This window comes from Anaeromyxobacter sp. SG17 (assembly GCF_022690695.1).
Classification (GTDB): Bacteria; Myxococcota; Myxococcia; order Myxococcales; family Anaeromyxobacteraceae; genus Anaeromyxobacter; species Anaeromyxobacter soli.
On the sequence record NZ_JALCYX010000032.1, the window covers coordinates 21,569 to 48,556 of the forward strand.

At 74.9% G+C, this 26,988-nt stretch carries 23 protein-coding genes and 1 pseudogene; 12 read left to right on the forward strand and 12 right to left on the reverse strand.

Going from position 1 to position 26,988, the window contains the following annotated elements:
* Positions 1-218 precede the first annotated feature (218 nt).
* From MNY60_RS13345 to MNY60_RS13365, 5 genes are all read left to right on the forward strand, one after another.
* The gene (locus MNY60_RS13345; RefSeq protein WP_242338361.1) at positions 219-1,184 is read left to right on the forward strand and encodes a ribonuclease HII; all 966 of its coding nucleotides are present in this window, start codon (positions 219-221) and stop codon (positions 1,182-1,184) included.
* Positions 1,185-1,300: 116 nt separating this feature from the next.
* On the forward strand, positions 1,301-2,914 hold the full coding sequence (locus MNY60_RS13350) for a CCA tRNA nucleotidyltransferase (RefSeq protein WP_242338364.1): 1,614 nt from the start codon (positions 1,301-1,303) through the stop codon (positions 2,912-2,914).
* Between the two features lie 90 nt (positions 2,915-3,004).
* Complete coding sequence (gene pyrH, locus MNY60_RS13355) at positions 3,005-3,754, forward strand: UMP kinase (RefSeq protein ID WP_242338365.1); 750 nt, start codon at positions 3,005-3,007, stop codon at positions 3,752-3,754.
* A gap of 18 nt (positions 3,755-3,772) precedes the next feature.
* The gene (gene frr / locus MNY60_RS13360) at positions 3,773-4,336 is read left to right on the forward strand and encodes a ribosome recycling factor (RefSeq protein ID WP_242338367.1); all 564 of its coding nucleotides are present in this window, start codon (positions 3,773-3,775) and stop codon (positions 4,334-4,336) included.
* Entirely contained in the window at positions 4,333-4,542 is a 210-nt protein-coding gene (locus MNY60_RS13365; protein ID WP_242338368.1) for a hypothetical protein, read from the forward strand. Before frr ends, MNY60_RS13365 begins: the two co-directional genes overlap by 4 nt.
* A 141-nt stretch (positions 4,543-4,683) precedes the next feature.
* Here the strand turns inward: MNY60_RS13365 and MNY60_RS13370 are convergent, their stop codons facing one another.
* From MNY60_RS13370 to MNY60_RS13380, 3 genes are all read right to left on the reverse strand, one after another.
* Complete coding sequence (locus MNY60_RS13370; RefSeq protein ID WP_242338370.1) at positions 4,684-5,121, reverse strand: hypothetical protein; 438 nt, start codon at positions 5,119-5,121, stop codon at positions 4,684-4,686.
* 147 nt (positions 5,122-5,268) lie between these two features.
* Entirely contained in the window at positions 5,269-5,604 is a 336-nt protein-coding gene (locus MNY60_RS13375; protein WP_242338372.1) for a hypothetical protein, read from the reverse strand.
* Between the two features lie 92 nt (positions 5,605-5,696).
* Positions 5,697-7,403 (reverse strand): NAD+ synthase, encoded by a 1,707-nt coding sequence (locus tag MNY60_RS13380; RefSeq protein ID WP_242338374.1) that lies wholly within the window; start codon positions 7,401-7,403, stop codon positions 5,697-5,699.
* Positions 7,404-7,472: 69 nt separating this feature from the next.
* Between MNY60_RS13380 and MNY60_RS13385 the strand changes: the two genes are divergently transcribed.
* From MNY60_RS13385 to MNY60_RS13395, 3 genes are all read left to right on the forward strand, one after another.
* Positions 7,473-8,456, forward strand: coding sequence for an ABC transporter substrate-binding protein (locus tag MNY60_RS13385; RefSeq protein ID WP_242355277.1), 984 nt, complete (start codon positions 7,473-7,475; stop codon positions 8,454-8,456).
* 253 nt (positions 8,457-8,709) lie between these two features.
* Entirely contained in the window at positions 8,710-10,071 is a 1,362-nt protein-coding gene (locus tag MNY60_RS13390; protein WP_242360778.1) for a serine protease, read from the forward strand.
* A 259-nt stretch (positions 10,072-10,330) separates the two neighbouring features.
* Positions 10,331-10,672: a LuxR C-terminal-related transcriptional regulator gene (locus MNY60_RS13395; RefSeq protein ID WP_242338380.1), complete on the forward strand. Its 342-nt coding sequence runs from the start codon at positions 10,331-10,333 to the stop codon at positions 10,670-10,672.
* Positions 10,673-10,840: 168 nt separating this feature from the next.
* Here the strand turns inward: MNY60_RS13395 and tkt are convergent, their stop codons facing one another.
* From tkt to MNY60_RS13415, 4 genes are all read right to left on the reverse strand, one after another.
* Positions 10,841-12,841, reverse strand: a complete 2,001-nt coding sequence (gene tkt / locus MNY60_RS13400; protein ID WP_242360781.1) for a transketolase — start codon at positions 12,839-12,841, stop codon at positions 10,841-10,843.
* Positions 12,842-12,953: 112 nt separating this feature from the next.
* A complete protein-coding gene (locus MNY60_RS13405) occupies positions 12,954-13,400 on the reverse strand; it encodes a histidine phosphatase family protein (RefSeq protein WP_242338384.1) in 447 nt (148 codons plus the stop codon).
* A gap of 3 nt (positions 13,401-13,403) precedes the next feature.
* Complete coding sequence (locus MNY60_RS13410; protein ID WP_242360783.1) at positions 13,404-16,460, reverse strand: malto-oligosyltrehalose synthase; 3,057 nt, start codon at positions 16,458-16,460, stop codon at positions 13,404-13,406.
* Complete coding sequence (locus MNY60_RS13415; protein ID WP_255821296.1) at positions 16,444-18,099, reverse strand: 4-alpha-glucanotransferase; 1,656 nt, start codon at positions 18,097-18,099, stop codon at positions 16,444-16,446. Before MNY60_RS13415 ends, MNY60_RS13410 begins: the two co-directional genes overlap by 17 nt.
* A gap of 107 nt (positions 18,100-18,206) precedes the next feature.
* Here MNY60_RS13415 and gluQRS point away from each other — a divergent pair, with 107 nt between their 5' ends.
* Positions 18,207-19,166: a tRNA glutamyl-Q(34) synthetase GluQRS gene (gene gluQRS, locus MNY60_RS13420; protein ID WP_242338392.1), complete on the forward strand. Its 960-nt coding sequence runs from the start codon at positions 18,207-18,209 to the stop codon at positions 19,164-19,166.
* A gap of 84 nt (positions 19,167-19,250) precedes the next feature.
* Here the strand turns inward: gluQRS and MNY60_RS13425 are convergent, their stop codons facing one another.
* Positions 19,251-19,781: a hypothetical protein gene (locus MNY60_RS13425; RefSeq protein WP_242338393.1), complete on the reverse strand. Its 531-nt coding sequence runs from the start codon at positions 19,779-19,781 to the stop codon at positions 19,251-19,253.
* A 123-nt stretch (positions 19,782-19,904) separates the two neighbouring features.
* On the opposite strand from MNY60_RS13425, the gene MNY60_RS13430 reads away from it, so the two are divergent.
* Positions 19,905-20,471 carry a tRNA-(ms[2]io[6]A)-hydroxylase gene (locus MNY60_RS13430; protein WP_242338395.1) on the forward strand — a complete coding sequence of 189 codons (567 nt, stop codon included), beginning with the start codon at positions 19,905-19,907 and terminating at the stop codon, positions 20,469-20,471.
* Positions 20,472-20,748: 277 nt separating this feature from the next.
* On the forward strand, positions 20,749-21,789 hold the full coding sequence (locus MNY60_RS13435) for a zinc-dependent alcohol dehydrogenase family protein (RefSeq protein WP_242338397.1): 1,041 nt from the start codon (positions 20,749-20,751) through the stop codon (positions 21,787-21,789).
* A gap of 65 nt (positions 21,790-21,854) precedes the next feature.
* Here MNY60_RS13435 and MNY60_RS13440 read toward each other — a convergent pair whose 3' ends face one another.
* Positions 21,855-22,943 carry a histidinol-phosphate transaminase gene (locus tag MNY60_RS13440; protein ID WP_242355265.1) on the reverse strand — a complete coding sequence of 363 codons (1,089 nt, stop codon included), beginning with the start codon at positions 22,941-22,943 and terminating at the stop codon, positions 21,855-21,857.
* 138 nt (positions 22,944-23,081) lie between these two features.
* Here MNY60_RS13440 and MNY60_RS13445 point away from each other — a divergent pair, with 138 nt between their 5' ends.
* A complete protein-coding gene (locus MNY60_RS13445; protein ID WP_242338401.1) occupies positions 23,082-23,396 on the forward strand; it encodes a hypothetical protein in 315 nt (104 codons plus the stop codon).
* Between the two features lie 131 nt (positions 23,397-23,527).
* Here the strand turns inward: MNY60_RS13445 and MNY60_RS13450 are convergent, their stop codons facing one another.
* From MNY60_RS13450 to MNY60_RS13460, 3 genes and pseudogenes are all read right to left on the reverse strand, one after another.
* Positions 23,528-24,634 (reverse strand): arginase family protein, encoded by a 1,107-nt coding sequence (locus MNY60_RS13450; protein ID WP_242355263.1) that lies wholly within the window; start codon positions 24,632-24,634, stop codon positions 23,528-23,530.
* 65 nt (positions 24,635-24,699) lie between these two features.
* Complete coding sequence (locus MNY60_RS13455; protein WP_242338406.1) at positions 24,700-26,280, reverse strand: leucyl aminopeptidase; 1,581 nt, start codon at positions 26,278-26,280, stop codon at positions 24,700-24,702.
* Between the two features lie 122 nt (positions 26,281-26,402).
* Positions 26,403-26,988 (reverse strand): annotated as a pseudogene (locus MNY60_RS13460) (serine/threonine protein kinase); the annotation flags it as partial.

Genomic DNA, 26,988 nt, shown 5'->3' on the forward strand with positions numbered 1-26,988 from the left:
AGGCGAAAGAGATCGGCAGGGGATTGTGCTTGTTAGTTGCAGCCGGGGGCTGCTTGATGATCGGCATGTCCATCTTTGGTCTCGCGGGGTGGTTACCCTGAGCAGGTAATGTCGCTGATCGGTCGAGCTCGTCGAGGTGAACGCCTTCGGCCCGTCGCTGCGGACCGCGGCGTGGTTCGCCCTTCGCGCCGCGACGAGGTGGCGCTAGACTCGCCCCGATGCGCCCCGAAGACCTCGCGCGGATGTCCGTGGCCGAGCTGCGCGAGCGGTTCCTCGACCGGAACCGCGCCCTCTCGCCCGAGTGCGAGGCGGCCCTCACGGTGGACCCGCGGGCGGGCGCGCGCGAGGTGCTCCGCCAGATCCTGAAGCGTCGGCACGCCAACCGCGCGGAAGGACAGCGCCTTCGGCATCTGCTGCGCTACGAGGGGGAACTCTGGGACAGGGGCGTCACGCTGGTCGCGGGCGTGGACGAGGCCGGCATGGCGCCGCTCGCGGGGCCGGTGGTGGCGGGCGCGTGCATCCTCCCGCGCGACTACCGGCCGCGCGGCATCGACGACTCGAAGCAGCTCGACCGGCGGGAGCGCGAGCGGCTCGCGGAGGACATCCGCGCGAACGCCATCTGCTGGGCCGTGGCGCGCGCCGAGGTCGAGGAGATCGACCGGCTCAACATCTACCGCGCCGGCTTGCTCGCCCTCACGCGCGCCGTGCAGGGGCTCGCGACCCTCCCCGGGCACGTGCTCATCGACGCCCGCAAGCTCCCCGAGCTCCCGCTCCCGCAGACGCCCATCATCCACGGCGACGCGCTCTCGCTCACCATCGCCGCGGCGAGCATCCTCGCGAAGACCGCGCGCGACGCGCTCATGACCGAGCTCGACGCCGTCCACCCGGGCTACGGGTTCTGCCGCCACAAGGGCTACCCGACCGCCGAGCACTTCGAGGCACTCAGGCGGCTCGGCGCCTGCCCGGTCCACCGGCGCTCCTTCCAGCCCGTGCGTGAGGCGCTCGGCCTCGAGCCGCTGCAGGGCGAGCTGTTCGCGCCGCCCGTGAGCGACGAGGACCTGCCTCCTGGCGAAGAAACACCGTGCGGCGTCGCCGAAATGGTTCCGGAGCAGGGGGACCCGGACGCGACCGCGGCCCTGGACGCGCGTGAGCCGCGCACCCCCGCGATCGCACGACGGGTTTGACCAAAGCCGCGCCGCTCGCTACAACGCCCCCAAGGACGAGCCCGACGGTGCAGGCGCGTTCCCGCGAGCCGGGGAGTTCACCTCGGCGCGGGACCGCCCCCCGATCCGGCGACTGCATGCACGACCGATCTCCGACCGATCCGTTTCCCGCAACGCCCGAAGAAGAAGTCGAAGAGAGCCGCCCGCACCGCCCGCCACCCGGCCTCGCGCTCGATCCTCCCGAGGAGCCGCCGCCGGAGCACCCGCCCGAGATCCCGCTCGATCGGCTCGACTCCGACGCGGTGAAGGTCATCGCGCGGCTCAGGCACATGCGCCACCGCGCGTACTTCGTCGGTGGCTGCGTGCGGGATCTGCTCCTCGGCGCCAAGCCCAAGGACTTCGACGTCGCGACCGACGCCCACCCGGGCGAGGTCCGCGCCATCTTCCGCAACTGCCGCCTCATCGGCCGGCGCTTCCGGCTCGCGCACGTCTACTTCCGCGGCGGGAAGGTGATCGAGGTCGCGACCTTCCGGAAGAACCCGGTGGACGTGGGCGAGGACGTCCCCGACGACAGCGACCTGCTCATCACCCGCGACAACGTCTTCGGCACCGCCGAGGAGGACTCCGTCCGCCGCGACTTCACGGTGAACGGCCTCTTCTACGACGTCTCGACCGGCGAGGTGATCGACTACGTCGGCGGGCGCGAGGACCTCGAGGCGCACCGGATCGCGACCATCGGCGACCCCGAGATCCGCATGCGCGAGGACCCGGTGCGGCTGCTCCGCGCCGTCCGCTTCGCGGCGCGCCTCGGCTTCACCATCTCGCCCGACACCTTCGAGGCCATGCGCCGCCACGCGGGCGAGCTCGCGCGCTGCGCGCCCGCCCGCGTGCTCGAGGAGATCTTCAAGATCCTCCGCTGCGGCGGGTCGGCGCGCGCGTTCGAGCTGCTCCGCGCGAGCGGCGCCTTGCCGGTCATCCTGCCGTCGCTCGCCGCGGCCCTCGAGGGCTGGGAAGAGCGCGGGCGACGCGCCTTCTTCGCGCACCTCTCCGCGCTCGACCGGCTCGTCCGCTCGGGCGAGGAGGTCTCCGACGCGGTCCTGCTCGGCGCGATCGTGATGCACCTCGGCGGCCCCGCGATCGCGGCGCCCGACTCGGACGCGACGGGCGACCACGCCGGCCCGGAGCGCGGCCACGACACGGCGGACGCGCTGCTCGCATCGCTCGTCCAGACCTCCCGCCTGCCGCGCAAGATCGCCGAGCGCACCCGCCTCGCGCTCCACGCCCTGCGGACGTTCCGCGAGCCGTCGAAGAAGCGGCGCCGCCGCGGGCGCGGGCTCGCGGGCCAGAGCTACTTCCAGGACGCCGTGCAGCTCCTCGAGATCTCCGTCGCCGCGACCGGCGAGGGGCAGGAGCTGCTCGAGCGCTGGCGCGCCTCCGCGGGCGGCCCGCCGCCTCGCGAGGAGCACGAGGAGCGCCGCCCGCGGCCGGAGCGCGGGCCGGAGCGCCGCCGCGGTCCTGCGGCCGCTCCCGCTCACGTCGAGGGGAGCACACGGGAGGTTGTCGCCGAGGCCGGACCGGGTGGCGCGACGGAGACCCCGTCGGTCGAGGTTACGGCCGGGGGCGAGAGCCCCCGTACGGGCGCCGAGGGCACTCCCGAGGCCGCCGAGGGCTCGCGCCGCCGCCGTCGGCACCGCGGCGGGAAGCGCCGTCGGCGTCGCGGCGCGGGGGCCCCGGCCCCGGCCGGATCATGATCCCGGCGCGCCGCCCGCGCGTCGGGTAGAATTCCGCACGAACCGCGCCGCCTTGACCGACTCGGCGGCCTTCTGTAGAACGCGCCGACCATGCCGAGCGACCGAGCCGCGACGCCCAAGCCCAGCTACAAGCGCATCCTCCTCAAGCTTTCGGGCGAGGCGCTCATGGGCGACGGCAAGTACGGCATCTCGCCGAAGACCCTCTCCGCCATCGCACAGGACGTGAAGGACTGCGTCGAGCTCGGCGTCGAGGTCGCGCTCACCATCGGCGGCGGCAACATCTTCCGCGGCGTGTCCGGCGCGACGGAGGGCATGGACCGCTCCTCCGCCGACTACATGGGCATGCTCGCGACGGTCATCAACGCGATGGCCCTCCAGGACGCGCTCGAGAAGATCGGCGTGAACACCCGCGTGCAGTCGGCGATCGAGATGCACCAGGTCGCCGAGCCCTACATCCGCCGCCGCGCGATCCGCCACCTCGAGAAGGGCCGCGTCGTCATCTTCGCGGCCGGCACCGGCAACCCCTACTTCACGACGGACACCGCCGCCTCGCTCCGCGCCATGGAGATCCACGCGGACGTGCTGCTCAAGGCGACCAAGGTCGACGGCGTCTACACCGACGACCCGAAGAAGAACCCGACCGCCACCAAGTTCAAGCAGCTCAGCTACATCGACGTCCTGAAGAAGAACCTGAAGGTGATGGACTCGACGGCGATCAGCCTCTGCATGGACAACGACCTGCCGATCATCGTGTTCGACTCGACGCTGCGCGGGAACGTGCGCAAGGTCGTGCTCGGCGAGGCGATCGGGACCACCGTCGGACGGCTCGACGAGAAGTAGGACGCGAGGAGAGGGGCCATGAGCGTCGCGGACGACATCCTGAACGACCTGCACGGCGGCATCGCGAAGACGCTGGACGACCTGCGGCGCGAGCTCTCCGCGGTGCGGACCGGGCGCGCGAGCCTGCACCTCCTCGACGGCGTCAAGGTCGACTACTACGGCACGCCCACGCCGCTCAACCAGGTGGCCACGCTCTCCGTCCCCGAGGCGCGGCTCATCATGGTGAAGCCGTGGGAGAAGAACATGATCCCGCCGATCGAGAAGGCGATCCGTGACGCCAACCTCGGCGTGAACCCCCAGTCCGACAAGGACCTCGTCCGCGTCCCGATCCCGCCGCTCACCGAGGAGCGCCGCAAGGAGATCGTGAAGCAGGTGAAGCACAAGGGCGAGGACCACAAGGTCGCCATCCGCAACCAGCGCCGCGACGCGAAGGAGCTCATCGAGGTCGCGGAGAAGGACGGCGACATCTCGGCGGACGACGCGAAGAAGGCCCTCGAGAAGATGCAGAAGGAGACCGACGAGGGCGTGAAGAAGGTCGACGAGATCACCGCCGCGAAGGAGAAGGAAGTGATGCAGGTGTGAGCCTCCCCCGCTCGCTCCCGTCGCTCCTCGTCGTCTTCGGTCCCCTGTTCCTGCTCGGCTTCGGCGCAGGCGCGCTGCGCGCGCTCGCGTCCCGCCCCGGCACCAACCACCGCCGGCGCCGCGCGCTCCAGGCCGCGTGGGTGCTGCTCCTGCTCGGCGGCACGCCGCTCTGGCTGTTCCTCGCGGCGGCGCTCGGGTTGTTCTGAGGTCCTGTCCGCGCCGCGGGCGCGACGGTCCGTGACCTCCCGTGGCTCGACGGGCGCACCGGGAGCAGACCGGCGTCGACGGTTCCCCAGGTGAAGGCCGCTCCCCCGAGCCTGTCGCAGGGCGAGCGGTCGCGTCACCGATCAGATGGGGAACACCATCGTCGCGAGCGCGATGAGCCAGAGCGTGTGGGCCATCCCGGACCACATCGCCATCCGCTTCACGGCAGGATCCGCGGGCGGGACGTCCTGGCCGCCCCCGAGCCGGGCGGCGATCGCGCGCCACGCCGGCCTGAGCCCGACGAGCACCACGACGATCCGGATCAGCGTGAGCGTGAAGCCGATCATGATGCCGGTGCGCGGGTGGACGCCCTGGAAGGCGAGCACGAGGAGCCCGGTGAGCACGGTCGCGACGCCCATGACGACGTCCAGCGTGATCGCGGGTGCGACGCGCGCCGCGAGGCCCGCCGGGTAGGGCCGCCCGAGCGCCAGCGTGCGCCGCACGTCGCCGGCGACCCAGAGCGTCGCGCCGAGCCAGGCCGAGGCGGAGAGGATGTGGAGGAACCGGAGCAGGTCGTTCAAGGTGTGTTCCCTCCGAGGAGTCGGGCGCCGCAGCGCCCGGGCGGAGCTTAACGGAGGCTCGCTGGCCGGCTCGTCACGCAGAGGTGCTGCGCAAGGTCGCACGCGTTCGCCATAGGTGCACGGCGGCCTCGCGCGGCCGGACGTTCGTCACCCACGCCGCAGCACCTCGTCGAGCCGGCCGGTGAGCTGGCCGCGGGTGAGCACCTCGTCGACCCCGGCCTCCTCGGCTGCCTCGATGAGGTCCGCCTGCAGGTGGCCGAGAAACCCGACCACGCGCGCGCCGGTGTCGCGCTTCAGCGCCGCGAGCTCACTCACGATGCCGGGCTGGTTGAGATCCGCGAGCACGCTCGCGCCCGGCGCTTCGCGGACGACGTCCGCGAGCGGCCGGTCGCGCGGCACGAGCACGATGGGCACCGCGAGCCGCTCGGCGGCGGAGGTGATCTTGGAGCGGAAGAGCAGATCCCGGACGGCGACGACGATCATGGGGTGGGCTTAATGGCGGCGGCGCGTGAAGGCGAGCCGCACCGCCGGAGAAGAGTCGGCGACCGTCCGGGGTGCGGCCGCGGCGCCTCTCCTCAGTACCGGTACCCGTGCGCGATCGGGAACCGCCGCCCCTCGCCGAACGCCTTCTCGCTCACCTTGAGCACCGGCGCCGCCTGGCGGCGCTTGTACTCGCTCGCGACGACCATGCGCAGCACGCGCCGCACGACCGGCTCCGCGTGGCCGCGCGCGACGATGGCGTCGAGCGGGAGCCGCTCCTCGACGTAGGCCTCGAGGATGTCGTCGAGGATCTCGTAGGGCGGCAGCGAGTCCTGGTCCACCTGGCCGGGCTTCAGCTCCGCGGAGGGCGGCTTCGTGAAGGTGCGCTCGGGGATGAGCGTGCGGCCCGCGCGCGCGTTCGCGGCGCGTGACACGCGGTAGACGAGCGTCTTCGGCACGTCGCCGATGACGGCGAGGCCGCCGGCCATGTCGCCGTAGAGCGTGCAGTAGCCGACCGCGAGCTCGCTCTTGTTGCCGGTCGAGAGCACGAGCCCGCCCGTGTCGTTCGAGATCGCCATCAGGATCTGCCCGCGGATGCGGGCCTGGACGTTCTGCTCGGCGAGGTCGCCGAGGGGCTTCCCCTCGGCGCGCTCGAGCTGCGCCATGAACGCGGCGTGCATCGGCTCGATCGAGATCTCCTTGAAAGGGAGACCCAGGTTCTCCGCGAGCGCGGCGGCGTCCTCCCGCGAGTGGCTCGAGCTGTAGCGGGACGGCATCGCCACGCCGAGGACGTTCTCCGGCCCGAGCGCGTCGGCGGCGAGGCAGGCGGTGAGCGCGGAGTCGATCCCGCCGGAGAGCCCGACGACCGCGCTCCTGAAGCCGCACTTGCGCACGTAGTCGCGGACGCCGAGCACGAGCGCGCAGTGGACCTCGTCCGCCTCGGGATCGGCGGCGCCCGCGGCGACGGCGACCTTCTCGCCGTCGAGCCGGATGGTCGCAGAGGCGCCCGTCGCGAGGTCGGCGACGAGGAGCACCTCCTCGAAGAGCGGGGCGCGCGCGAGGATCGCGCCGTCCCGGCCCACGAGCATCGACCCTCCGTCGAAGATGAGCGCGTCGTTGCCGCCCACCTGGTTCACGTAGGCGATGGGTGCGTGGTGGCCGGCCGCGCTCGCCGCGAGCATCCGCTCGCGCAGGGCGGGCTTGCCCATGGCGTAGGGCGAGGCGGAGATGTTCACGACGAGCCCCGCGCCGCCCGCCTTCACGAGCTCCGCGATGGGGTCGCGCGCGTAGCGCGGGTGCACCCAGAAGCGCTTGTCGTTCCAGACGTCCTCGCAGACGGACAGGCCGAGGCGGAGCCCCACGCCCCCCGCGTCGGCCGCCGTGGACGCCTCGGACGGCAGGAAGTAGCGCGTCTCGTCGAACACGTCGTAGGTGGGCAGGAGCGACTTGCGCCCGACCGCGACGACGCGGCCCTCCGAGATGAGCGCCGCGGAGTTGTAGACGCCCGGCGGCGGCGCGCCGGGGACGCCCTCCGGGAAGCCGACGACGACCGCGATGCCGCGGGACCACTCGGCCGGCGCGGCGAGCTCGGCGAGCGTGCGCGCCGCGCGCTCGAGGAACTCGGGGAGATCGAGGAAGTCGCGCGGCGGGTAGCCGCAGAGGGCGAGCTCGGGGAAGACCACGAGCGCCGCGCCGTCGGCGCGCGCGCGCTCCGTGACGGCGCGGATCTTCGCGGCGTTGCCGGCGAAGTCCCCGACCGTGGTGTTCACCTGCGCGAGGGCGATGCGTCCTTGGGGGGCCACGCGAGGATGTTACATTGCCGGGCGCGCGCCGCGCCCGCACTTCCGCGAGGCGCCTCGCCCGAGGCCGCAATGACCGCCATCGCGCGCCGCCGCGTCCTCGCCGTGCTCCCGCTCGCGCTCGCGCTCGCGCTCGCCTGCTCGCGCCCGGCGCGGACGCTCCCCGAGGTGAAGGTCTTCGTCGCGGCGGAGCTGCCCGCGGACGTCCTCGTCGACGTCGCCGCGCACCGCGGGGTCGCGCGCGTCGTCCGCGTCGCCCGCGCCGACGAGGCGGAGCTCGTCTGGGCCGGCGATCCGGCCCAGGCGCTCGCGCTCCGCGAGCGGCTCGACCCCGGCAGCGCCCCGGCCGCCGAGGACGTCCCGGCGCGCTGGCGGGACGCGCGGCGCCGCTTCGCGCCGCTCGGCGCCCGCGCGCGCGTGCTGCTCGTGTCGCCCCGCGCCCGGCTCCCGTTCGCGCCCTCGAACCTGCGCGACCTCGCCGACCGCCGCGCCCGCGGCAAGCTCGCGCTCGTCCCGCTCGGACAGGGCGCCGGTCCGGTGACCGTCGCCGCGCTCACCCTCGCGTACGGCGAGAAGAGCGCCGGCCGGTTCCTCGCGCTCGTCGCCGAGAACGCGCCGCAGCTCGCCGCCTCGGACGGCGAGGTCCGCGCGCGCGTCGCCTCGGGCGGGGCGGCGTTCGGGCTCGCCAGCTCGCTCGAGGGCGCGGCCGCCGCCGCCAGCGCGGCGCCGCTCGAGGTCGTCTACCCGGATCAGGTCGGCGCCGGCGCCGTCGCGCTCCCCACGGCGGTCGCGCTCCTCCGCGGCGCCTCCCACGGCGCGCGCGCCCTCGCGGGCTGGCTCGCCGGCCCCGAGGCGGAGCGGATCCTGGTCGCCCGCATCCCCGGGCTCCTGCCGCTGCGCCCCGAGGTGCCGGTCCCGGTCGGAGTCGAGCCGGCAGGGAACCTCGTGACGCTCTCGTTCGACTGGGACGCGCTCGCCGCGGAGACGGCGCGGCAGACGGCGCGGCTCGCGCGCTGGCCGGAGGGGTTCACGAAGGGGACGCCCGGCGCCAGGTGATGGGTGAAGGCGGCGAGCCGCCGCCCCCGCGCCATCGAGGCGCAGGAGCCCGGAGCCGAGGCGGGCACCCGCAGCGACGCGCACCGAGGCGCGCCTCCGACGGGAGCCGCAGCCCAGCGGCGCCTCGCAGTGCGCCGCAGGCGCAAGGAGCGAGGACGCCCGCCGCGGGCCCGGGATCGTGCGCCGAGGGACCGGCCGGGAGGACCCTTCGTCGCAGGCGCCACACGCTCGGCGGGCACCTAGCTTCCCCTCGATGCACGTCCGCGCCGCCCGTGCGCTCCTGCCCCTGGCCCTCGGCGTCGCCGCCGCGGCCCCCGCACCGGCCGCCGATCGCGGCGCGCCGCGGGTGGAGTGCGCCGGGCGGTACGCGGACACCCTCTCGGCGATGAAGCCCGGCGCGCGCGCTCGCGAGGCGCGGCCCGCGGCGGACTACGTGTACTGCCTGCGCGCGACCGCGGTGTACGAGCAGCTCTCGTACGGCCGCGGGGGGAAGCTCCGCCGGCAGTACTACACGAAGGTCCGCCACGGCACCGGCTTCGCCTACCGGCTGCGCGGGGAGGAGGCGCTCCTCGCCACGAACCACCACGTGGTGGACTTCCCCGAGGTGACCGGCGACGGGGTCGAGCTCGAGGGCGTGCCGCCCGGCTCGCGGCGCGTGCGCGAGGAGATCCGGATCGTCGCGAACGAGGCGGAGCCGGACGCGCCGGCCCAGCTCGCGCTCACCCCGGTGGTGTCCGACCCGGCGCTCGACGTGGCGGTGCTCTCGGCCCCGGCGAAGCTCCGGACGATGCCGTACCGCACCGGCAGCGCGGAGGAGCTCCGCGTCGGCGACGCCGTCCTCGTGCGCGGCTTCCCGCTCGGCGCGTTCCCCGCCGCCAACGCGGGGCGCGTCATCGCGGTCGGCCAGCGCGACCTCGACCGGGGTTGGGACCACGAGGACTTCGCGGTGGACGCGCTCCTCAACCTCGGCAGCTCGGGGAGCCCGGTGCTCGCGGTCTCCTGCGCCACGGGCGAGCCCGAGCTCGTCGGCATCTACCACGCGGGCTACCGCGGGGCGCAGGGGCTGAACGTCGTCATCGGCATCGACCAGCTCCGCGGACTCCTCACGGAGCTGCGCCCCTCGCCGCGCGAGCTCGCCGGGCGCGAGCCCGGCGCCGATCCGGCCGCCGCGCGCGCGGCGCTCGCGAGAGGGCCCATCGTGATGCCCTTCGGCGGGCGCGCGGTGCGCGTCGAGGCGACGGGCGGCGGCGTGCGGTTCTCCCTGCTCGACGCGAGCTACCCGCTGTCGACGCGCGTCGAGCTCGCCGTCCTCGGCGGGGCGGGGGCGGGCTCGGGCGAGAGCGAGCTGCGCGACGCCCTCTGGGAGCAGCTCGCCCTCGTGCTTCGGTACCGGCGGGCCGAGGACGGCGGCGACGGCTCGGGCTCCGAGCTCGTGCGGGCGCGCGTGGCCGAGCGGATCCGCGAGCGCGAGGAGGAGCAGGCGGACCTCGTCGCGGCGACCCAGGCGGGCGCGGACGGGCTCGCGGTGATCCGGCCGCCGGGGCGGGAGCCGGCGAACGGCGGCACCGTCCGCGACGGCAGCGGGGCTCCGCTACCGAGAAACCGGGTCCCGTGAAGCGGGGATACAGCTGGGGGAGCAGACGGGCATCCGCCTCAGCCCCTGCCGGGACCACGAGCCATAATTGAGCCGTCGAAACGGGGGGTTAGAAAAAAGTTGTGCCCGGGGGGTGGCAACCGTGTGGGGCGTTATTATCGTCCCGATCGCCGACGACGGGCGACCGAGCAGGGGTGCGGTGGGGCAGCAGTTGCTCGGCTGAGTCTCGATTTGGTCGGCGAAACGGCCCTACATTCAGGGCCCTTCCGGGGAAGAAACGATGGCTCAGATCGATATCGAGATCCTCACGCCGTTCGCCGCCAAGTTCATGGAGGGCACGACGCTCACGCCTGCGGAGCGCGCCGAGGTCCTCCGGATCGCCCAGGGCTTCGCCTGCAAGGACTCCGCGGCTGCGGCCGGCGTCTCGCCGGAGACCATCCGCGCGCGCCGCAAGCGCATCTACCGCAAGCTCGACGTCCCCGGCTCCGGCGAGCTCCTCGCGAGCCTCCTCGCCCTCTCGCTCAAGATGCTCGCGAAGGGTGAGCGGATCGAGCCGCGCCCCGTCGTCCCGGCGCAGCCGCAGCCTGCCGCGACGGCCTCCTCCGCCGTCGTCGCTCGCTAGCAGCACGCAGGTCGTCGCCCCACCGCCGAAGCGGCCGGGCGCAGTCACTCGATCGCGTATCGACGCCGCGCGCTTGCCGCGCGCCCCGTGGAGGGGTGCGGGGCGGGCGCGCGATGCGTTTTGAAGGTGCCGTGGCGCAGCGCCGCGAGGGACGGCGCGCGCCGAGGGTCACCGGGTCGCGAGCCAGGACTCGACGCGCGCCGCGACCTTCGCGGGCGTGAAGCCGAACTCCTCGGCGAGCGCCTTCTCCGGGGCGCTCGCCCCGAAGCGGTCGATCCCGAGGACGAGCCCGTCCTTGCCCACGAGCTTCCACCACTCGATCCCGCGCGCCGCCTCGAGCGCCACGGCCGGAAGCGCGGGCGGGAGCACCTCGTCCCGCCAGCCCTTCGGCTGCGCCTCGAAGCACGCGAGGCACGGCACCGAGACGAGCCGCCCGCGGAGCCCCTTCTGCGCGAGGAGCTCGAGGGCGGCCTGCGCGAGCGCCACCTCCGCGCCGGTCGCGAGGATCGCGAAGCGCGCGCCCTCCGGACCCGCGACGACGTAGGCGCCGCGGAGCGCCGCCTCTGCGTCGAACTCGGCGTCGCGCTTCACGGGCGCGATCTTCTGGCGCGAGAGGATGAGCGCGGTCGGGCCGTCGCGCCGGGTGAGCGCGTGCGCCCACGCGACCGCCACCTCGTCGCCGTCGCAGGGCCGGCAGACGTGGAGGCTCGGGATCGCGCGCAGCGCGGTGAGGTGCTCGATGGGCTGATGGGTCGGGCCGTCCTCGCCGAGGAAGATCGAGTCGTGCGTCCAGACGAAGATGTTCTGGAGGCCGGAGAGCGCGGCGAGGCGCACCGGCGGGCGCATGTAGTCGGCGAACTGCAGGAACGTGCCGGTGAACGGAACGTGGAGCCCGTCGTAGGCGAGGCCGTTCGCGATGGCGCCCATGGCGTGCTCGCGGATGCCGTAGTGGACGTTCCGGCCGGCCGGGTTCGCGGGCGAGAACGAGCCGCCGCCCTTGATGTCGGTGAGGTTCGACTCCGCGAGATCGGCGGAGCCGCCGACGAGGCACGGCACGAGCGCCGCGATCTTCTGGATCGTCGCGGCGGAGAGCTTGCGGGTCGCCTCCGCGCCGGCGGCGCCGTCGAGGACGCGCTCGAGGATCCGCTCCGGCACCCAGCGCTCGACGTGCACGTCGAGGAGCGCCGCCTTCTCGCCGTGGGCCTGCCGCCAGCCGCGCTCCTTCGCGCGCCAGGCCTCGACCTCGCGCGCCTTCTCGGCCTGCACCTCGCGCCAGAAGGCGCGGACCTCGTCCGGCACGAGGAAGCGCGGCTCCTCCGGCCAGCCGAGGTTCTTCTTGGTGGCGGCGAGCTCGGCCTCGCCGAGCGGCGCGCCGTGCGCGGACGACTTGCCTGCCTTGGCCGGCGAGCCGAAGCCGATGGTGGTGCGGACGCGGATGAGCGACGGCTTCCCCGTCTCCGCCTTGGCCGCCACGATGGCGCGGTCGATCGCCTCGTGATCGCGGCCCTCGACCTCCTGGACGTGCCAGCCGTAGCCCTCGAAGCGCTTCGTCACGTCCTCGCCGGTGAAGGCGATGGAGGTGTGGCCGTCGATGGTGATCTCGTTGTCGTCGTAGAGGTAGACGAGGCGGCCGAGCGCGTTGTGGCCGGCGAAGCTCGCCGCCTCGGCGGCGACGCCCTCCATGAGGTCGCCGTCGGAGACGATCGCGTAGACGAAGTGGTCCTCGAGCGGATTCCCCGGGCCGAGCTTCGCCGAGAGCATCGCCTGGCCGAGCGCGAAGCCGACGCCGTTCGCGAAGCCCTGGCCGAGCGGGCCGCTCGTGATCTCGACGCCCGGCAGGTAGCCGAACTCCGGGTGGCCGGGGGTGCGGGAGTGGATCTGCCGGAACTTCTTGAGATCCTCGATGGTGCAGTCGAAGCCGGCGAGGTGGAGGAGCGAGTAGAGCAGCATCGACCCGTGCCCGGCGGAGAGCACGAACCGGTCGCGGCCGAGCCAGCGGGGCTCCTTCGGGTCGAAGCGCAGGTGGCGCGTCCACAGGACGAAGGCCATGTCGGCCGCGCCCATGGGCATGCCGGGGTGGCCGCTGTTCGCCTGCTGCACGGCGTCCGCCGCCAGCATGCGGATCGTGTTGACCGCCTTCTCGACGAGATCTCTGCTCGCGCTCGGCACGGGGTTCCTCCGTAAATTCGCGGGCGCAACATCGCGCAGCGGGGGAGGGAGATCAAGGGGGACCGCCGCCGGGCGGCTGCCTGGCCGATCGCGCGGTGCCCCCGCGGCGCCCTCAGGCGCTCGGAGCCCGGAGCCAGGCGAGCGCGATCGCGCCGTCGGGCGCGAGCTCCAGCGCCGCCACCGCGCCGGGCGGCACGGCCAGCTCGCGGCCTGCGGCGAGCGCGACCGCCTCGGCGATCTCCGGGTTGTGGCCGACGAGCGCGGTCCCCGGGGACACCCGCCGGGCGAGGGCGAGGAGGGCGCGCCCGGTCGAGGCGCCGGAGGCGAGCGCAGGCTCCTCGTCGACCGGCGCGGCGGTCGCGGCGGCGAGCAGCGCGGCGGTCTCGCGGGCGCGCTCGAGGGGCGAGGTGAGCACGGCCGCGAGCCCGAGCGACGGCGCGAGCGCGCGCGCGTGCGCCTCGAAGCGCGTCCGGCCCGCGGGCGTGAGGGGCCGGGCCGCGTCGGTGGTCGTCCGCGGGGCGGCGTCCGCGTGACGGACGAGGTAGACGCGGCCGGCCACGGCTCACTCCGAGACGAGCAGCGCGACCGGGAAGTCGGAGAAGAGCGCCTCGAGGGGGAGCGCGTCGCCCTCGCGCACCGCGCCGGTCACGACGTCGCGCCAGCGGCGCGGCAGGCCGTGCGGCACGGGGATCGCCCCCTCCCAGCGGATCCGCCCGCCGCCCGCCTCGATGAGGCCGAGCACGAGGCGCGGCACCACGCAGAGCGCGGCGCGGCCGCCGTTCCCGGCGTGCGCCCGCGCGAACGCGAACACGCTCCGCGCGTGCGGCCCCTCGGCGAGCGCCGGCCGGTAGTCGCCGGCGAGGAAGAGCTCGCGGTGCTCCCGGCGTGCGTGCAGCGCCGCGTGGAGGAGGAGGAGCTTGGCGCGGCCGTCGGCGAGCGCCTCCGGCGCGGACACCTGCCGCGCGAGCGCGCGCCGCGCGTGGGGGCCGCGCGCGACCTCCGCGTAGAGCGCCTCGAGCGTGCGCGCGCGCAGCCCGTAATCCACGGGGCGCCGGTTGTCGGGATCGACGAGCGAGAGGTCCCAGAGCTCGCAGCCCTGGTACACGTCCGGCACGCCCGGCGCGGCGCACTTCACCGCCACCTGCGCGAGCGAGGACAGCCGCCCCGCCGCCGCCGTACGCCCCGCGAAGGCGGTGAGGTCGGCGAGGAAGGGGGTCGCGGAGAGGCACCGCTCGACGAAGGTCCGGACGCCGGACTCGTAGTCCTCGTTCGGGCTCGTCCAGCTCGTGTGCACCTTGGCCTCGCGGATGGCCTTCTCCATGTAGCCCTGGATGCGGCCCACGAAGTCGGCGTGGAGGCGGGTGCCCGGCTCGACGCCGCCGTCCGGGAGCGCGCCGACGAGCGTCTGGTAGAGGAGGAGCTCGTCGGCGCGATCGGGGGCGCTGCCGTTCTCGCCCCCCACGTGCGGCCGGTTCATGCGGTGCCAGCGCAGGACCGCGCTCCGGAACTCGGCCGGGATCTCCGAGAGCGCGTCGATGCGGGTGCGCACGTCCTCGCTGCGCTTCGTGTCGTGCGTCGAGGTGGCCGAGAGCGAGCCGGGGAAGCGCGCCTGCCGCTCGGAGAGGAGCGCGTGGACCTCCTCCGGCGTCGAGCCGAAGTGGCGCGGCTCGCCCCCGACCTCGTTCAGGGACGCGAGCCGGACGTAGCTGTAGAAGGCGGTGTCCTCGACGGCCTTCGCCGTCACCGGCCCGGTGACCTGCTGCAGCTTCAGCGTGAACTCGAGCCACTCGTGCCGCTCGTCCTCGGTGAGCCCCTCCGGATAGCGCTGCAGCACGACGTCGCGCAGGAAGTCGTAGATGGACGGGTCCACCACCGGGCTCCGCCGCCGCGCCCGCGCGATGGTGCGCTCGACGAGCGCCCGGTCGCGATCGTCCACCTCGCCGCGGCGGGTCACGTAGGTGCGGTAGACCGGGAACAGCGCGACGAACTCCACGAGCGCGCGGGTGAGCTCGTTGAGGGTGAAGTCGCGCGTGCGCCGGTTCATCTCGCTGATGCGGTTCAGGCGGTGCGCGAGGGTGTTCACCTCGCCGGCCATCGAGGAGGACATCACGAGCCGCTTCTTGTCCACCACCACGTCGGCGAACTGCTCGCGGCGGCCGGAGAGGCGCGTCCACATCCCGTCGAAGGCGCGCTCCGCCTCCGGCTCCACGAAGAGCCCGTTCACGGCGGCGAGGAACTCGTAGCCCGTGGTGCCGTCCACGTCCCAGCCCTCCGGCATGCGCTCCGGCGCGACCAGGATCTTCTCGACCACCACGTAGAGCGGCCTCGCGGGGAGCCGGCCCGCCTCGAGCGCCTCGAAGATGCGCTCGAGCACGAGCGCCTCGGTGTCCGCGTCGAGCGGCGTGCCGCGCCGGGCCGCGAGCGCGCGCGTCCGCTCGACGAGGTAGGACGCCTGGAGCCGGCGGAAGTAGGCGGGCGGCGCGTACAGGCCGTCGGGGTGGTCGATGCGCAGGCCCGTGATGTGCCCGTCGCGCAGCAGCCCCAGCACGAGCCGGTGCGCCTCCCGGAAGACGCGCGGCTCCTCCATGCGGATCGCCGCGAGCGCGTTCACGTCGAAGAAGCGGCGGTAGTTGATCTCCTCGCCGGCGACCCGCCAGAAGGCGAGCCGGTAGGCCTGACCCTCGAGGAGCCGCTCGAGCAGATCGAAGCTGCTCCGGTCGCCCTTCCTGCCGTTGAAGACGCGGATGTTCTCGTCGACGAAGGCGCGCACGCGCGGGCTCGCGTCGCAGAGGGCCGCGAGCCGCCGCTTCGCCACCTCCTTCTCGCGCGCGCGGTCGGCCACGGCCTGGGGCGAGGTGTCGGTGCGCGGCGCCAGCTTCTCGAGCGAGACGCAGATGGACTCGAGCTCCTGGAAGTGGACGTCGCCTTCGCCGAGCTCGGCGCGCAGCTCGGGCAGGCGGTGGCGGAGGAGCTGCGGGACGGAGCGCGGCGCCACCGGGAACACGTGGTCCCAGTAGCGGACCTCGAGCGCGCCGCCCTCGCGCGCGAGCTTCAGCTCGCCGGCCTCGAGCACCTTGCCGAACTGATCGCCGAGCAGCGGGACGAGCACCTTGTGGCCGAGCTCGGTCTTGAGCGGGCGCCACTCGACGTCGAAGGCGGGGGCGTGGACCGACGACGGGCCGTTCTCGAGGACGTCCGTCCACCACGGGTTCCTCGCCCCGATGCCCATGTGGTTCGGGACGAAGTCGACGAGGATCCCCATGCCCCGCTCGGCGCACGCCGCGGCGAGCCCGAGGAAGGCCTCCTCGCCGCCCAGCTCCGGGTTGAGCCGCCCGTGGTTCACGACGTCGTAGCCGTGGCGCGAGCCGGGCGCGGCCTCGAGGATGGGCGAGAGGTAGAGGTCCGTGACGCCGAGCGCGTGGAGGTAGGGGACGACGCGCGCGGCGTCCTCGAAGTCGAAGTCGCCGTGGAGCTGAAGGCGGTAGGTCGAGGCGGGGCGGCGCGTCACGCCGGTGCCGTGCGAGAGCTCCTGCCCGAGCGCGAGGATGAGCTCCTCGGCGAGCGCCGCCCGCGCGATCTCCGCCGCCGGCTCGGTCCCCGTCTCAGTCGCGTCCGCCACCCGAGGTCCTCGCGATTCGCCCGCTCCGCTCGGAGAGCGCGCGCAGCCGGTCGCGCGCGGACAGGTCGGCGGCGAGCGCGCCGAGGTCGCGCGGCATCCGGTACGTCCAGTTCTCGTCGTTCACGGTCCCCGGCACGTTCACCCGCTCGCGCAGCCCGAACGCGTCCTGGAAGGGCAGGAGGAGGAGGTCCGACCCGGCGCCGTAGACGAGGGCGAGCAGCGCGTCGCGCACGCCGTCGTCGAAGGGGACCTGGCCGCGCGCCCGCAGCGGGGCGAGCTCGGGGAGGGCGAGGAAGGCGGCGCGCTCGTCGCCGGGCATGCCGTCCCACCAGTCCGCGAGCGCGTCCGTGTCGTGCGTTCCGGTGGTGGCCACGGACAGGGCGGGCCACGCGCGCGGGTCGCGGAACGGCTGGCCGGGCGCGTTCCACTCCCGCTCCCAGCGCAGCACGCGGTAGCCCGGCACGGCGATCCGCTGCAGCGAGGCGCGCACGAAGTCCGGGACCGTCCCGAGGTCCTCCGCGATGACGCGCGCGCCGGAGGAGAACAGCCCGAGCACGCGCTCGCCGTTCTGGATCTGCGCCGCCTCGCCCTCGGGGATGAAGGCCGGCGGGCTGCCGTCGTTCGGGAAGAAGTAGGTCCGGTAGAGGCCGACCACGTGATCGACGCGGTAGAGGCCGTAGAGGTCCGCCATGCGGCGGGCGCGCTCGGAGAGCCAGGGGTACCCCTCGCGCTCCATCACGTCCCAGCGGTAGACGGGCAGCCCCCAGTCCTGCCCGGTCGCGCTGAACGCGTCGGGCGGCACGCCGACGCGGGCGTCGAGCCGGAAGTCGTCGCGCCGCGCCCAGACGTCGGCGGAGTCGGTCGCGACCATGAACGGCAGGTCGCCGGCGAGCTCGACGCCGGCGCCGTTCGCGGCGTGCCGGGCGGCGCGCCACTGCTCCTCGAGCTGCCACTGGAGCCACGCGTAGAACAGGATCGCGCGGGAGTGGCGGGCGCGCGCGTCGGCGAGCGCCTCCGGGGCGCGGTCGCGCAGCGGCTCGGGCCACTCCATCCAGGCGCGGCCGCCGAGCGCGTCGTCGTGGATGGCGACGAAGAGCGCGTAGTCCTCGAGCCACGCGGCCTCCTCGCGCCGGAACGCCTCGAGCGCCCGGGCGCGCGCCGTGCCGCGGGACCACTCGTCCCGCTCGAAGCGCGCGAAGGCGAGCTCGAGCGCGCGCCGCTTGAGGGCGCGCACCTCTTCCCAGCGCACCGCCGGCGCCGCCCGCACGCGCGCGAGCCGCTCGCGATCCTCGGCGGAGAGCGCGCCCTCGCCCCCCGCCGCCTCGAAGTCCTCGAGCCCGCCGAGGGCCAGGTAGACCGGGTCCACCGCGAACGCGCTGAGGGCGGCGTAGGGGCTGCTCTGCCCGCGCGAGGCCTCGTTCACCGGCAGCACCTGCACGATGGAGAAGCCCGCGCCCGCGCACCAGCGGGCGAACGGGACGAGGTCCGGGATCTCCCCGACGCCCCAGTCACGGGCGGAGCGCATGGAGAAGAGCGGGAGGAGGACGCCGGCCTGTCGGGGCATGGAGGAGCGGGCTCGTGAGCGGGCCCTTCGGCCGCGCTCGAAAGGTTTGGGCTTGTGGCGATCGGGGGCAGGCATTATCAGGAGGCGCGCCCATCCGGCACCTGAAAAGCGGGGCGATACGCCACCGGCGCGCGGCCGAATCCCCGCATCCAGGCCGCGCGCGCGGCCACGCAAGGCACGCCTTGATCCGCGGCCGCTTCGCACCGTCCCCCACCGGTCCGCTCCACCTCGGCAACGCCCGGACGGCGCTCCTCTCCTGGCTCGCCGCGCGGGCGCCCGGCGGCCTCTACGCCCTGCGCGTCGAGGACCTCGACGGCCCGCGCGTCCGCCCCGGCCTGGAGGCGCGCATCCTCGACGAGCTCGCCTGGCTCGGGCTCGACTGGGACGAGGGGCCCGACGTGGGGGGGCCCTCCGGACCTTACCGCCAGTCCGAGCGGCTCCCGCGCTACGCCGCCGCGCTCGAGCGGCTGCGCGCGGACGACCGCGTCTACCCCTGCTTCTGCTCGCGCGCCGAGGTCGCCGCCGCGGCGCAGGCGCCCCACGGGCCGTCCGACGAGGGCCCGCGCTACCCGGGCACCTGCCGCGGACTCTCCAGGGCCGAGCGCGCCCTCCGCGCGCGCACCCGCGCGCCGGCGTGGCGGCTCCGCAGCGAGCCGGGCCTCGTCGCGTTCGAGGACGGGGTGCACGGGCCGCAGGCCTTCGACGTGGAGGGCTCGGTGGGGGACTTCGTCGTGGCGCGCGCGGACGGCCTCCCGGCCTACCAGCTCGCGGTCGTCGTCGACGACGCGGCGATGGAGGTGACGGACGTCGTGCGCGGCGACGACCTCCTCCCCTCGACCGCGCGCCAGCTCCAGCTCTACCGCGCGCTCGGCCTCGCGGCGCCGCGGTTCGCCCACGTCCCGCTCGTCGTGGGCGAGGACGGAGAGCGGCTCGCGAAGCGGCACGGCGCGCTCTCGCTCGCCGAGCTGCGCGAGCGCGGCGTGGCGCCCGGGGCGGTGGTGGGGCTCCTCGCCGAGCTGTCCGGGCTCGCCTTGCCGGGCGCGCGCTGCCGTCCCGCGGAGCTCGTCGGAGGCTTCACGCTCGGGCGGATCCCGCGCCGGCCGGTGACGCTCGGCGCGGCGCGGGTGGCGGCGCTCGGCTGAGGTGATCGCGGAGCCCGTGCGCCGGGCGCGGGCGGCCTCGCCGGCCGCGCGGTGGTGCCCCGGGGGCGCCCGCCGCCGGTCGCTCTAGAAATCCACCCCGACGCGCCCCAGCATCCCGAGGGCCGGCTCGTGAGAGTCCATGCCGGGCAGCCCCCAGCGCGCGAGCCCCCACACGCCGAGCCGGAGCGGGAACACCGGGAGCTTCAGCGAGACGCCCGGGCGCACGCCGTAGAACGTGGACCAGTTGCCCGCGACGGCCTCGCCGAGGTCCGAGCGCGTGCGAAGGTTCGCGGCACCGACCTCGCCGAGGAGCTCGATCCGCAGGAGGGGCAGGACGTCGAAGGAGAGCCCCGCGAGGCCGCTCGCGTCGTACCGCTCGAGCTGCGAGCGGTGGAAGTAGCCGCCGGCCGCGGCGCCCAGCGCGAGCGTGCCGACGCGCAGGAGCACCGTGCCGCCCAGCTGTCCCATGGGCAGGAGCGCCTCGTTGGAGAGCGGCGCGCGCTCCACCCCGAGCTTCTCCGCGCCGATGGTCGCCTCGACGCCCAGCGACACGCCGGCCCGCGCGACCCCAGCGCCTGCGAGCAACGCCACCGCCACCACCGTCCGAACGCGCATGCGCTCTCCCCCCCGCTCGAGTTCCAGCCTTCACTCGAAAGTGCGCACGCGCGCATCCCCGTCCGAGCCCATCCCGGGGGGGCGGACGAGCGGGGGAGGGGCACGGCAGCTACAACCCCGGCCGTGTCGCTCCTCCGCTCTCGCACCGATCCCCGCTGGCTCGAGGTCGCGCTCGCCGACCTGCCGTCGATCCTCGCCGACCACGCGCACTGCGAGAAGAAGGCGGCCGCGAGCGCGGTGAAGCTCGTCGCCGAGCACCCCGACCGCCCGGAGCTCGTGCGGGCGGTGGCGCGGCTCGCGCAGGAGGAGCTGCAGCACTTCCTCGCGGTGCTCGCCGAGATGGGCCGCCTCGGCGTCGCGCTCACGCCCGACGGGGGCGATCCCTACGCGCAGGCGCTCCTGCGGCGCGTGCGCGGCGGCGAAGGTCGGCTCGTGGACCGCCTGCTCGCGGCGGCGCTCATCGAGGCGCGGAGCTGCGAGCGCCTCGCGCTCCTCGCCGGCGCGCTCGAGGAGCCGCGGCTGCGCGAGCTGTACGCCCGGCTCGCGCAGTCCGAGGCGGGGCACGAGCGGCTCTTCGTCGAGCTCGCCCGGCGGCACGGGGCGGGGGACGTGGACGCACGCCTCGCCGAGCTCGCGGCGGAGGAGGCGCGGATCGTCGCGGGCCTGCCGCTCCTGCCCAGGATTCACTGACAGCGCGGTGAACACCTGCGCGCGCCCAGCGCGGGAGCCCGCGGCGGGACGCGGACGAGCGCTCGAGGCCGGCGGCCGGGCGCGGGCGGAGATCGCGCCCGCCGCGCCGGCCTCGGTGCGCGGGCTCGGCCGCTCCACTTCGGAGGGACCCCGGGGCTCCGGAAAAGCGGCGGGGCTCCGTCGTGGTCCTGCCATTTCGGCCGTGGTCTGGGAGGCTGCGGGAGGTGCGGCGCGTTCGCTCCGCGCTCCAGGCGCTCCACGAAAGGAGGAGGTTGCGATGAAGGCGCTCGTCTATCACGGCCCCGGGAAGAAGGCGTGGGAGGAGAAGCCGAAGCCGACGATCAAGGAACCGACCGACGCGATCGTGAAGGTGGTGAAGACCACGATCTGCGGCACCGACCTCCACATCCTGAAGGGCGACGTCCCGGCGGTCACCGACGGCCGGATCCTCGGGCACGAGGGGGTCGGCGTCGTCGAGGAGGCGGGCGCGGGCGTCACGACCTTCAAGAAGGGCGACCGGGTCCTCATCTCCTGCATCACCGCCGACGGCAAGTGCGAGGCGTGCAAGAAGGGGATGTACTCGCACTGCGCGAACGGGGGCTGGATCCTGGGTCACCTCATCGACGGGACGCAGGCCGAGTACGTCCGGATCCCGTACGCCGACACGAGCCTCTACGCGGTGCCCCCGGGCGTGGACGAGGGCGCGCTCGTCATGCTGAGCGACATCCTCCCCACCGGCTTCGAGGTCGGCGTCCGCAACGGCGCCGTGAAGCCGGGCGACACGGTGGCCATCGTCGGCGGCGGGCCGGTGGGCCTCGCCGCGCTCCTGACCGCGCAGTTCTACTCTCCGGCCGAGCTCATCATGGTGGACCTCGACGACAACCGCCTCCAGGTCGCGAAGAGCCTCGGCGCGACCCAGACCGTCAACAGCGGAGACGGGAAGGCGGTCGAGAAGGTCATGGCGCTCACCGGCGGCAAGGGCGTGGACGTGGCCATCGAGGCGGTGGGGATCCCGGCCACCTTCGACGTCTGCCAGGAGATCGTCGCGGCGGGCGGGCACGTCGCGAACGTCGGCGTGCACGGCAAGAGCGTCTCCCTGAAGCTCGAGAAGCTCTGGATCCGCAACGTCACGATCACGACGGGGCTCGTGGACACGAACACGACCCCGATGCTCCTCAAGAACGTCGTCGCGGGGCGGCTCGCGCCGCGCAAGCTCATCACCCACGAGTTCGCGCTCCACGACGTCGTGAAGGCCTACGACACGTTCGCCAACGCCGCGAAGGAGCGGGCGCTGAAGGTCATCCTGCGAGCGGAGTGACGGCCCGGCGGGCGCGAACCCGCCTCGCGTGCCCGCGAGGCCGGTTCGCGCGCCGTACGCGTCACCTAGAGCTTGGCCGCCGCCGCGAGCAGCGCGTCGTTCTCCTCGGGCGTCCCCACCGAGATGCGGATGCACCCCTCGAGCCCGGCGTAGTGATCCTGCCGGCGCACGAGGATCCCCTTCGCGACGAGCGCGTCGAACGCCGCCTTCGCGTCCGGCGTGCGCACGAGCACGTAGTTCGCGGCGCTCGGGTAGGGCTTCCAGGTCGGGTGCGCGGCGAGGCCGGCGAGGAGCCTCGCGCGCTCCGCGCGGATCCGGGCATGGATCGGCGCGAAGGCGCCCGGCGCCTCGAGCGCGGTCAGCAGGATCGCGCCGGTGTGCGCGGGGATGCAGAACGGCGGCACGAGCGCCCGCACGATCGAGGCGACGCGCGGCGCGGCGAGCAGGTAGCCCGCGCGGATGCCGCCGAGGCACCACGCCTTCGAGAAGGTGCGCAGGATCGCGACGTTCGCGTTCGCGCGCGCGAGCGGGCGCGAGTCGGTGCCCGCGAAGGCGTGGTACGCCTCGTCCACGACGAGGAGCCAGTCGCGCTCGCGCGCCCGCGCCGCGAGCCGCTCCACCTCCGCCGTCTCGAACAGCCGCCCGGTGGGCGCGTGCGGGTTCGGCAGGAACAGGACGCCGGGAGGGCCCTCCATGGCGGCGAGGAGCGCGTCCACGGGGAGCGCGAAGCCTTCGCCGAGGGGGATGGAGCGGTACGGGGTGCCGGCCGCCGTCGCGCCCCCCTTGTAGTAAGGGAAGGCCGGGGCGGTATCGAGCACGGAGCGCGCACCCTGCGCGAGGGCGAGGACGAGCAGGTTCGAGCCCGGGGCGACGACGATCCCCTCCTCGGGCCACTCCTCGTGGCGCGACAGCGCCGCGCGGACGTCCTCGGCGTGCAGCTCCGGGTAACGGTTCCAGGGCAGCGCCTCGAGGCGCGCCAGGGCGCGGGCCTTGAGCTCCGGCGGGAAGTCCTCGGGGCTCTCGTTCTGGTCGAGCTTCACGCGCGCGTCGACCTTCGCGTACGGATAATCGGCGACTGCGACAAGGTGCGGCTTGAAGGCGTTCACGGGGTGAGGGTAGCACCACCCGGGCGGCACCGCGCTGTCGGGCGGCATGGCGGGCGCGTCGGGAATCCCCGACACGGCCGCGTGGAAGCCCGCGGAACGAGACGCGAACGAGCTGGCAGGCGAGATGCACATTGGCGAGGGTGGGTGGCCGGACGGACGGCCCCGGGACGAAAAGGAGAAACGGTCATGACGAAGAACTCGAAGGTTCCTGCTCTCGTTGGCGCCGGCGTCGGTCTCGCCCTCTTCCTCGCGGTCGCGCTCCTGCCCGCGCTCCTCTACGGCGGCTACGCGGGCGTGATGCTCGCCGGGGGCATCTTCGGCACGCCGGTCACCGCCTCCTTCGCTGCCCGGGCGCTCATCGTCTTCGGCATGGTCCTCGGCGTCACCGCCATCGGCTCGCTCTTCGCCGTCGGCGGCGCGGCCGCGGGCGCGGCCATCGGCGCCATCATCGGGCTCACGCCCGCGACGCCCAAGAAGGCCGCCGAGAAGGCGAAGGCGTAACGACCCGACGAGCGACCCGCTCGATCCCGTCCGAACACCCGAGGCCCCGGATCCGACGGATCCGGGGCTCTTCTTTTGCGCGGCCGCGCCTTTTCCCGGCCGCGCGCCGGACCCCGCCGGGCGGCGCGCCCCTAGCTCCCGAGCCCCGCGTCGATCGTCTCGCGCAGGTACCGCGCCGCGAGCGCGACGGTGCGCGGCCCGCCCCCGGCGCTGCGGGCGACGTTTGGAGCGACCTCCATCACGTCGCCGCCCGCGAGCCCGACCTCCCGCCCGAGCCGCGCGACGAGCGCGGACACGAAGTCCGGCGCGAGCCCGTCCGGCTCGGGCGTGCCCGTCGCGTCCGCGAAGGCCGCGTCGGTGCCGTCGATGTCGTTCGAGAAGTAGACCTCCCGCACGCCGGACGCCCTGACGTGGGCTAGGATCGCGTCGAGCGCCGCCGCGGGATCGCGGCGCACCTCCGCGGCCCAGAACTGCCGGACCCCGAGCGTCGACTCCCAGTGCTTCCGATCGCGCCCGGACGCCCGCGTGCCGACCTGGACGAGCCGGCCGCGGCGGCCGAGGAGCTCGTTCGCGTGGAACGACCAGGTCGCGAAGCAGTAGCGGACGCCGAGCCGCTCGGCGAGGAGGTCGGTGTGCGCGTCGATCTGGACGATGCCGAGGCCGGGGCGGGCCGCGGCGAGCGCCTTGACGACGGGCCAGGCGGTGGAGTGATCGCCCCCGAGGGCGAAGACCCGCGCGCGCGGGTTGGCGGCGAGGACGAGCCCGAGGGCGCGCTCGGCGATCGACAGGGGCGAGACCGGCCAGGTCCGGCGCTCGGCGTCGGCGAGGTCGGGGTAGAGCGCGCGGGCGCTCGCCTCGCGCTGCGCCTCCGAGAGCATGGCGTCCTCGAGGAGCTGCGGGACGACGAACACGTCGCCGAGATCGACGAGCCCGGCCTCGCGGGCCCGCTCGGCCCACCGGGAGTCGTCCTCCAGCAGCTGCGCGCGGATCGCGCCCGGCCCGAGGTTCGCGCCGCGCTGCACGCCGCCGCCGGAGTCCGACGGGATCCCGAGGAGCACCGCGCGCGCCCCCGCGGCGCGGCCGAGCGCCTCGCGCCAGCGGGCGCGGACCGCGTCCTGGTCCGCCGCGCCGTAGAGCCGGCGCTGCAGCTCGAGCTGCTCCGCCCTGCCGGTCGAGACGAGGTGGACCCCGCCGCCGGCGGGCCGCAGCATCCGGACGAGCGCGTCGATCGCGTTCACGGGAGAAGGTTACCCCGGCGGCGGGGGCGCCGCAGCGCCCCTCGCGCGGCCCGGGGCGGGCGCGCTCACCGGCCGAAGCCGCGCACGAACTCGACGAGCGTCCGCACCGCGAACCCGGTGCCGCCCTTCGCGACGTAGCCGCGCTCCTTCGGCGCGTGCGACGGGCCGGCGATGTCGAGGTGCGCCCAGGGCACGTCCTTCGCGAAGGCGTGGAGGAAGTGCGCCGCGCTGATGGCGCCGCCCCAGCGCTCGCCGGTGTTCTTGAGATCCGCGCGGTCGCTCTCGAGCTGCTCCTTCAGCGACTCCGTCATGGGGAGCCGCCAGATCTCCTCGCCCGACGCGCGCGCCGCGGCGAGCACCCCGTCCACCGTCGCGCCGTCCGGGCCGAACAGGCCGGCGGTGGTGTGGCCGAGCGCCACCACGCAGGCGCCGGTGAGGGTCGCGACGTCGATCATCGCCGCGGGCCTCAGCGTCTCGGCCGCCCAGGCGAGCACGTCGCCGAGGACGAGCCGCCCCTCCGCGTCGGTGTTGGTGATCTCGACGCTCTTGCCCGCGTACGAGACGAGCACGTCCGAGGGCTTGTAGGCCTTGCCGCCCGGCATGTTCTCGCAGGCGCCCAGCACCGCGTGGACCGGGAACGGCGGCGCGAGGTGGGCGACGACGCGCATCGCGCCGAGCACGGCCGCCGAGCCCGCCATGTCGGTGTTCATCGTCACCATGCTCTCGGTGGGCTTGAGCGACAGGCCGCCCGAGTCGAAGGTGATCGCCTTCCCGACGAGCACGACCGGGGGCTTCTTCGCCGCCGCGCCCTTCGGCACGTAGCTCACCGTCACGAGCCGCGGCGGCTCGGACGAGCCGCGCGTCACGCCGAGGAACATGCCCATCTTCAGGGCCGCGATCTCCCTCGGGCCGCGCACCTCGACGGCGAGCCTCGCCTCGCGCGCGAGCGCCTCCGCCTGCTCGGCGAGGAGCGCCGGCGTGCAGTCCGCCGGGCCGAGGTTCACGAGGTCGCGCGCCCAGGCGACCGCGAGGGCCACCTCGCGCGCGAGCTCGAGCGCGGCCTTCACCTCGGGGAGCTTCTCCGCGCCCGCCGGGACCGCGACGGTGAGCTCGGCGAGCGGCGCGCGCTTCGGCGCCTCGCTCTTGTAGCGCCGGAACCCGTAGCCGCCGAGGAGCGCGCCCTCCGCCAGCGCGCGCGCCGCGGCGGCGACGTCGCCCAACCCGTCCTCGGGCGGCGCGATCGCGAGGGAGCGCGCGCCGGCCTTGCCGGCCGCGCGGGCGGCCTTGCCGGCGGCGACGCGCAGCGGCTCGAAGCCCGCGGCGGCGAAGGCGCTCGCCTTCGCGCGCGGTCCCACGCCGACGAGCAGCACGCGGCCCGCGGGCGCGCGACCGAGGGTCGGGAGCGCCAGCTCCTGACCGGGCTTTCCCTCGAACCGCTCGGCCTTCGCGGCCGCCGCGAGGCCGCCGCCGAGCATCGCGTCGAGCCCCTTCAGGCGCCCGCGCAGTCCGCCCTTGACGTCCTCCTCGTACACCGGCAGCGCGAGCGCGTCCGCCGCGAGCTCCGCGGCCGGGGTGCCCGACGCCTTCACCGCGGCGGGCTTCGCCCCCGCCGCCGCCTTCGCTGCCGTCGCCTTCGTCCGCGCCATCCGGTCTCCTCGCGAGCCCGTCCGCCCCGCCGGAGCGGAGGGAGGGGAATGGAGTGCGGGCGTCGTTTAGCACGGCCGCGGGCGTCGCGCAGGGCTCCGCGCGGCGCTGGCCTGTTGGGCGCTCAGGGCGCGCGGACCGCCGCCTCGACACGCCGGGCGGCCGCCGCGGCCTCGGCCGCGCCGCAGGCCGGGGCCTGGCGCGAGATGCCGAAGATCCCCTTCGTCTCGACCCGGGCGGCCGCGGCCCGCCGGAGCGCGGGGAGCGCGGCGGGATCGCCGACCTCGCCCAGGCGCTCCGCGGCGGCGCGGCGGACGTCGCAGTCGGGCGCGTCGAGGAGCGCGCCGTACGCGGCGGGCCGATCGAGCCGCTCCTCCACGCCCATGTCGCGCGCGAGCTCGAGCGCGCGGAGCCGCTGGGCGGGCGCCCCCTCCCGCGCGCCGCGGAGCACGAAGGGGACCGCCGCCTCCCCCTCGTCGAGGAGCAGCCGGTGGGCGCGGTCCGCGACGGGCCGCTCCGCGGCGAGCGCCTCGACGAGGTCCGCCCGGGCGGCGTCGTCGAGCGGCGCCCGGGTGCGCGCCGTGGCGAAGGCGGTGACCGCCGGACCCGCGGCGCCGAGGCGGTGCAGCGCCCGCGCCCGGAGCAGGAGGAGCTCCGAGTCCTCGGGGCGCGACGAGAGCGCGCGATCGAGGAGCGCGAGCGCCGGGCCG

Coding starts and splice junctions, on each gene's coding strand:
- MNY60_RS13385 (WP_242355277.1), top strand. CDS start 7,473: ATGACCGCCATCGCGCGCCGCCGCGTCCTCGCCGTGCTCCCGCTCGCG.
- frr (WP_242338367.1), top strand. CDS start 3,773: ATGAGCGTCGCGGACGACATCCTGAACGACCTGCACGGCGGCATCGCG.
- pyrH (WP_242338365.1), top strand. CDS start 3,005: ATGCCGAGCGACCGAGCCGCGACGCCCAAGCCCAGCTACAAGCGCATC.
- MNY60_RS13375 (WP_242338372.1), bottom strand. CDS start 5,604: ATGATCGTCGTCGCCGTCCGGGATCTGCTCTTCCGCTCCAAGATCACC.
- MNY60_RS13440 (WP_242355265.1), bottom strand. CDS start 22,943: ATGCCGCCCGACAGCGCGGTGCCGCCCGGGTGGTGCTACCCTCACCCC.
- MNY60_RS13435 (WP_242338397.1), top strand. CDS start 20,749: ATGAAGGCGCTCGTCTATCACGGCCCCGGGAAGAAGGCGTGGGAGGAG.
- MNY60_RS13455 (WP_242338406.1), bottom strand. CDS start 26,280: ATGGCGCGGACGAAGGCGACGGCAGCGAAGGCGGCGGCGGGGGCGAAG.
- MNY60_RS13350 (WP_242338364.1), top strand. CDS start 1,301: ATGCACGACCGATCTCCGACCGATCCGTTTCCCGCAACGCCCGAAGAA.
- MNY60_RS13390 (WP_242360778.1), top strand. CDS start 8,710: ATGCACGTCCGCGCCGCCCGTGCGCTCCTGCCCCTGGCCCTCGGCGTC.
- MNY60_RS13395 (WP_242338380.1), top strand. CDS start 10,331: ATGGCTCAGATCGATATCGAGATCCTCACGCCGTTCGCCGCCAAGTTC.
- MNY60_RS13345 (WP_242338361.1), top strand. CDS start 219: ATGCGCCCCGAAGACCTCGCGCGGATGTCCGTGGCCGAGCTGCGCGAG.
- MNY60_RS13425 (WP_242338393.1), bottom strand. CDS start 19,781: ATGCGCGTTCGGACGGTGGTGGCGGTGGCGTTGCTCGCAGGCGCTGGG.
- MNY60_RS13445 (WP_242338401.1), top strand. CDS start 23,082: ATGACGAAGAACTCGAAGGTTCCTGCTCTCGTTGGCGCCGGCGTCGGT.
- MNY60_RS13415 (WP_255821296.1), bottom strand. CDS start 18,099: ATGCCTGCCCCCGATCGCCACAAGCCCAAACCTTTCGAGCGCGGCCGA.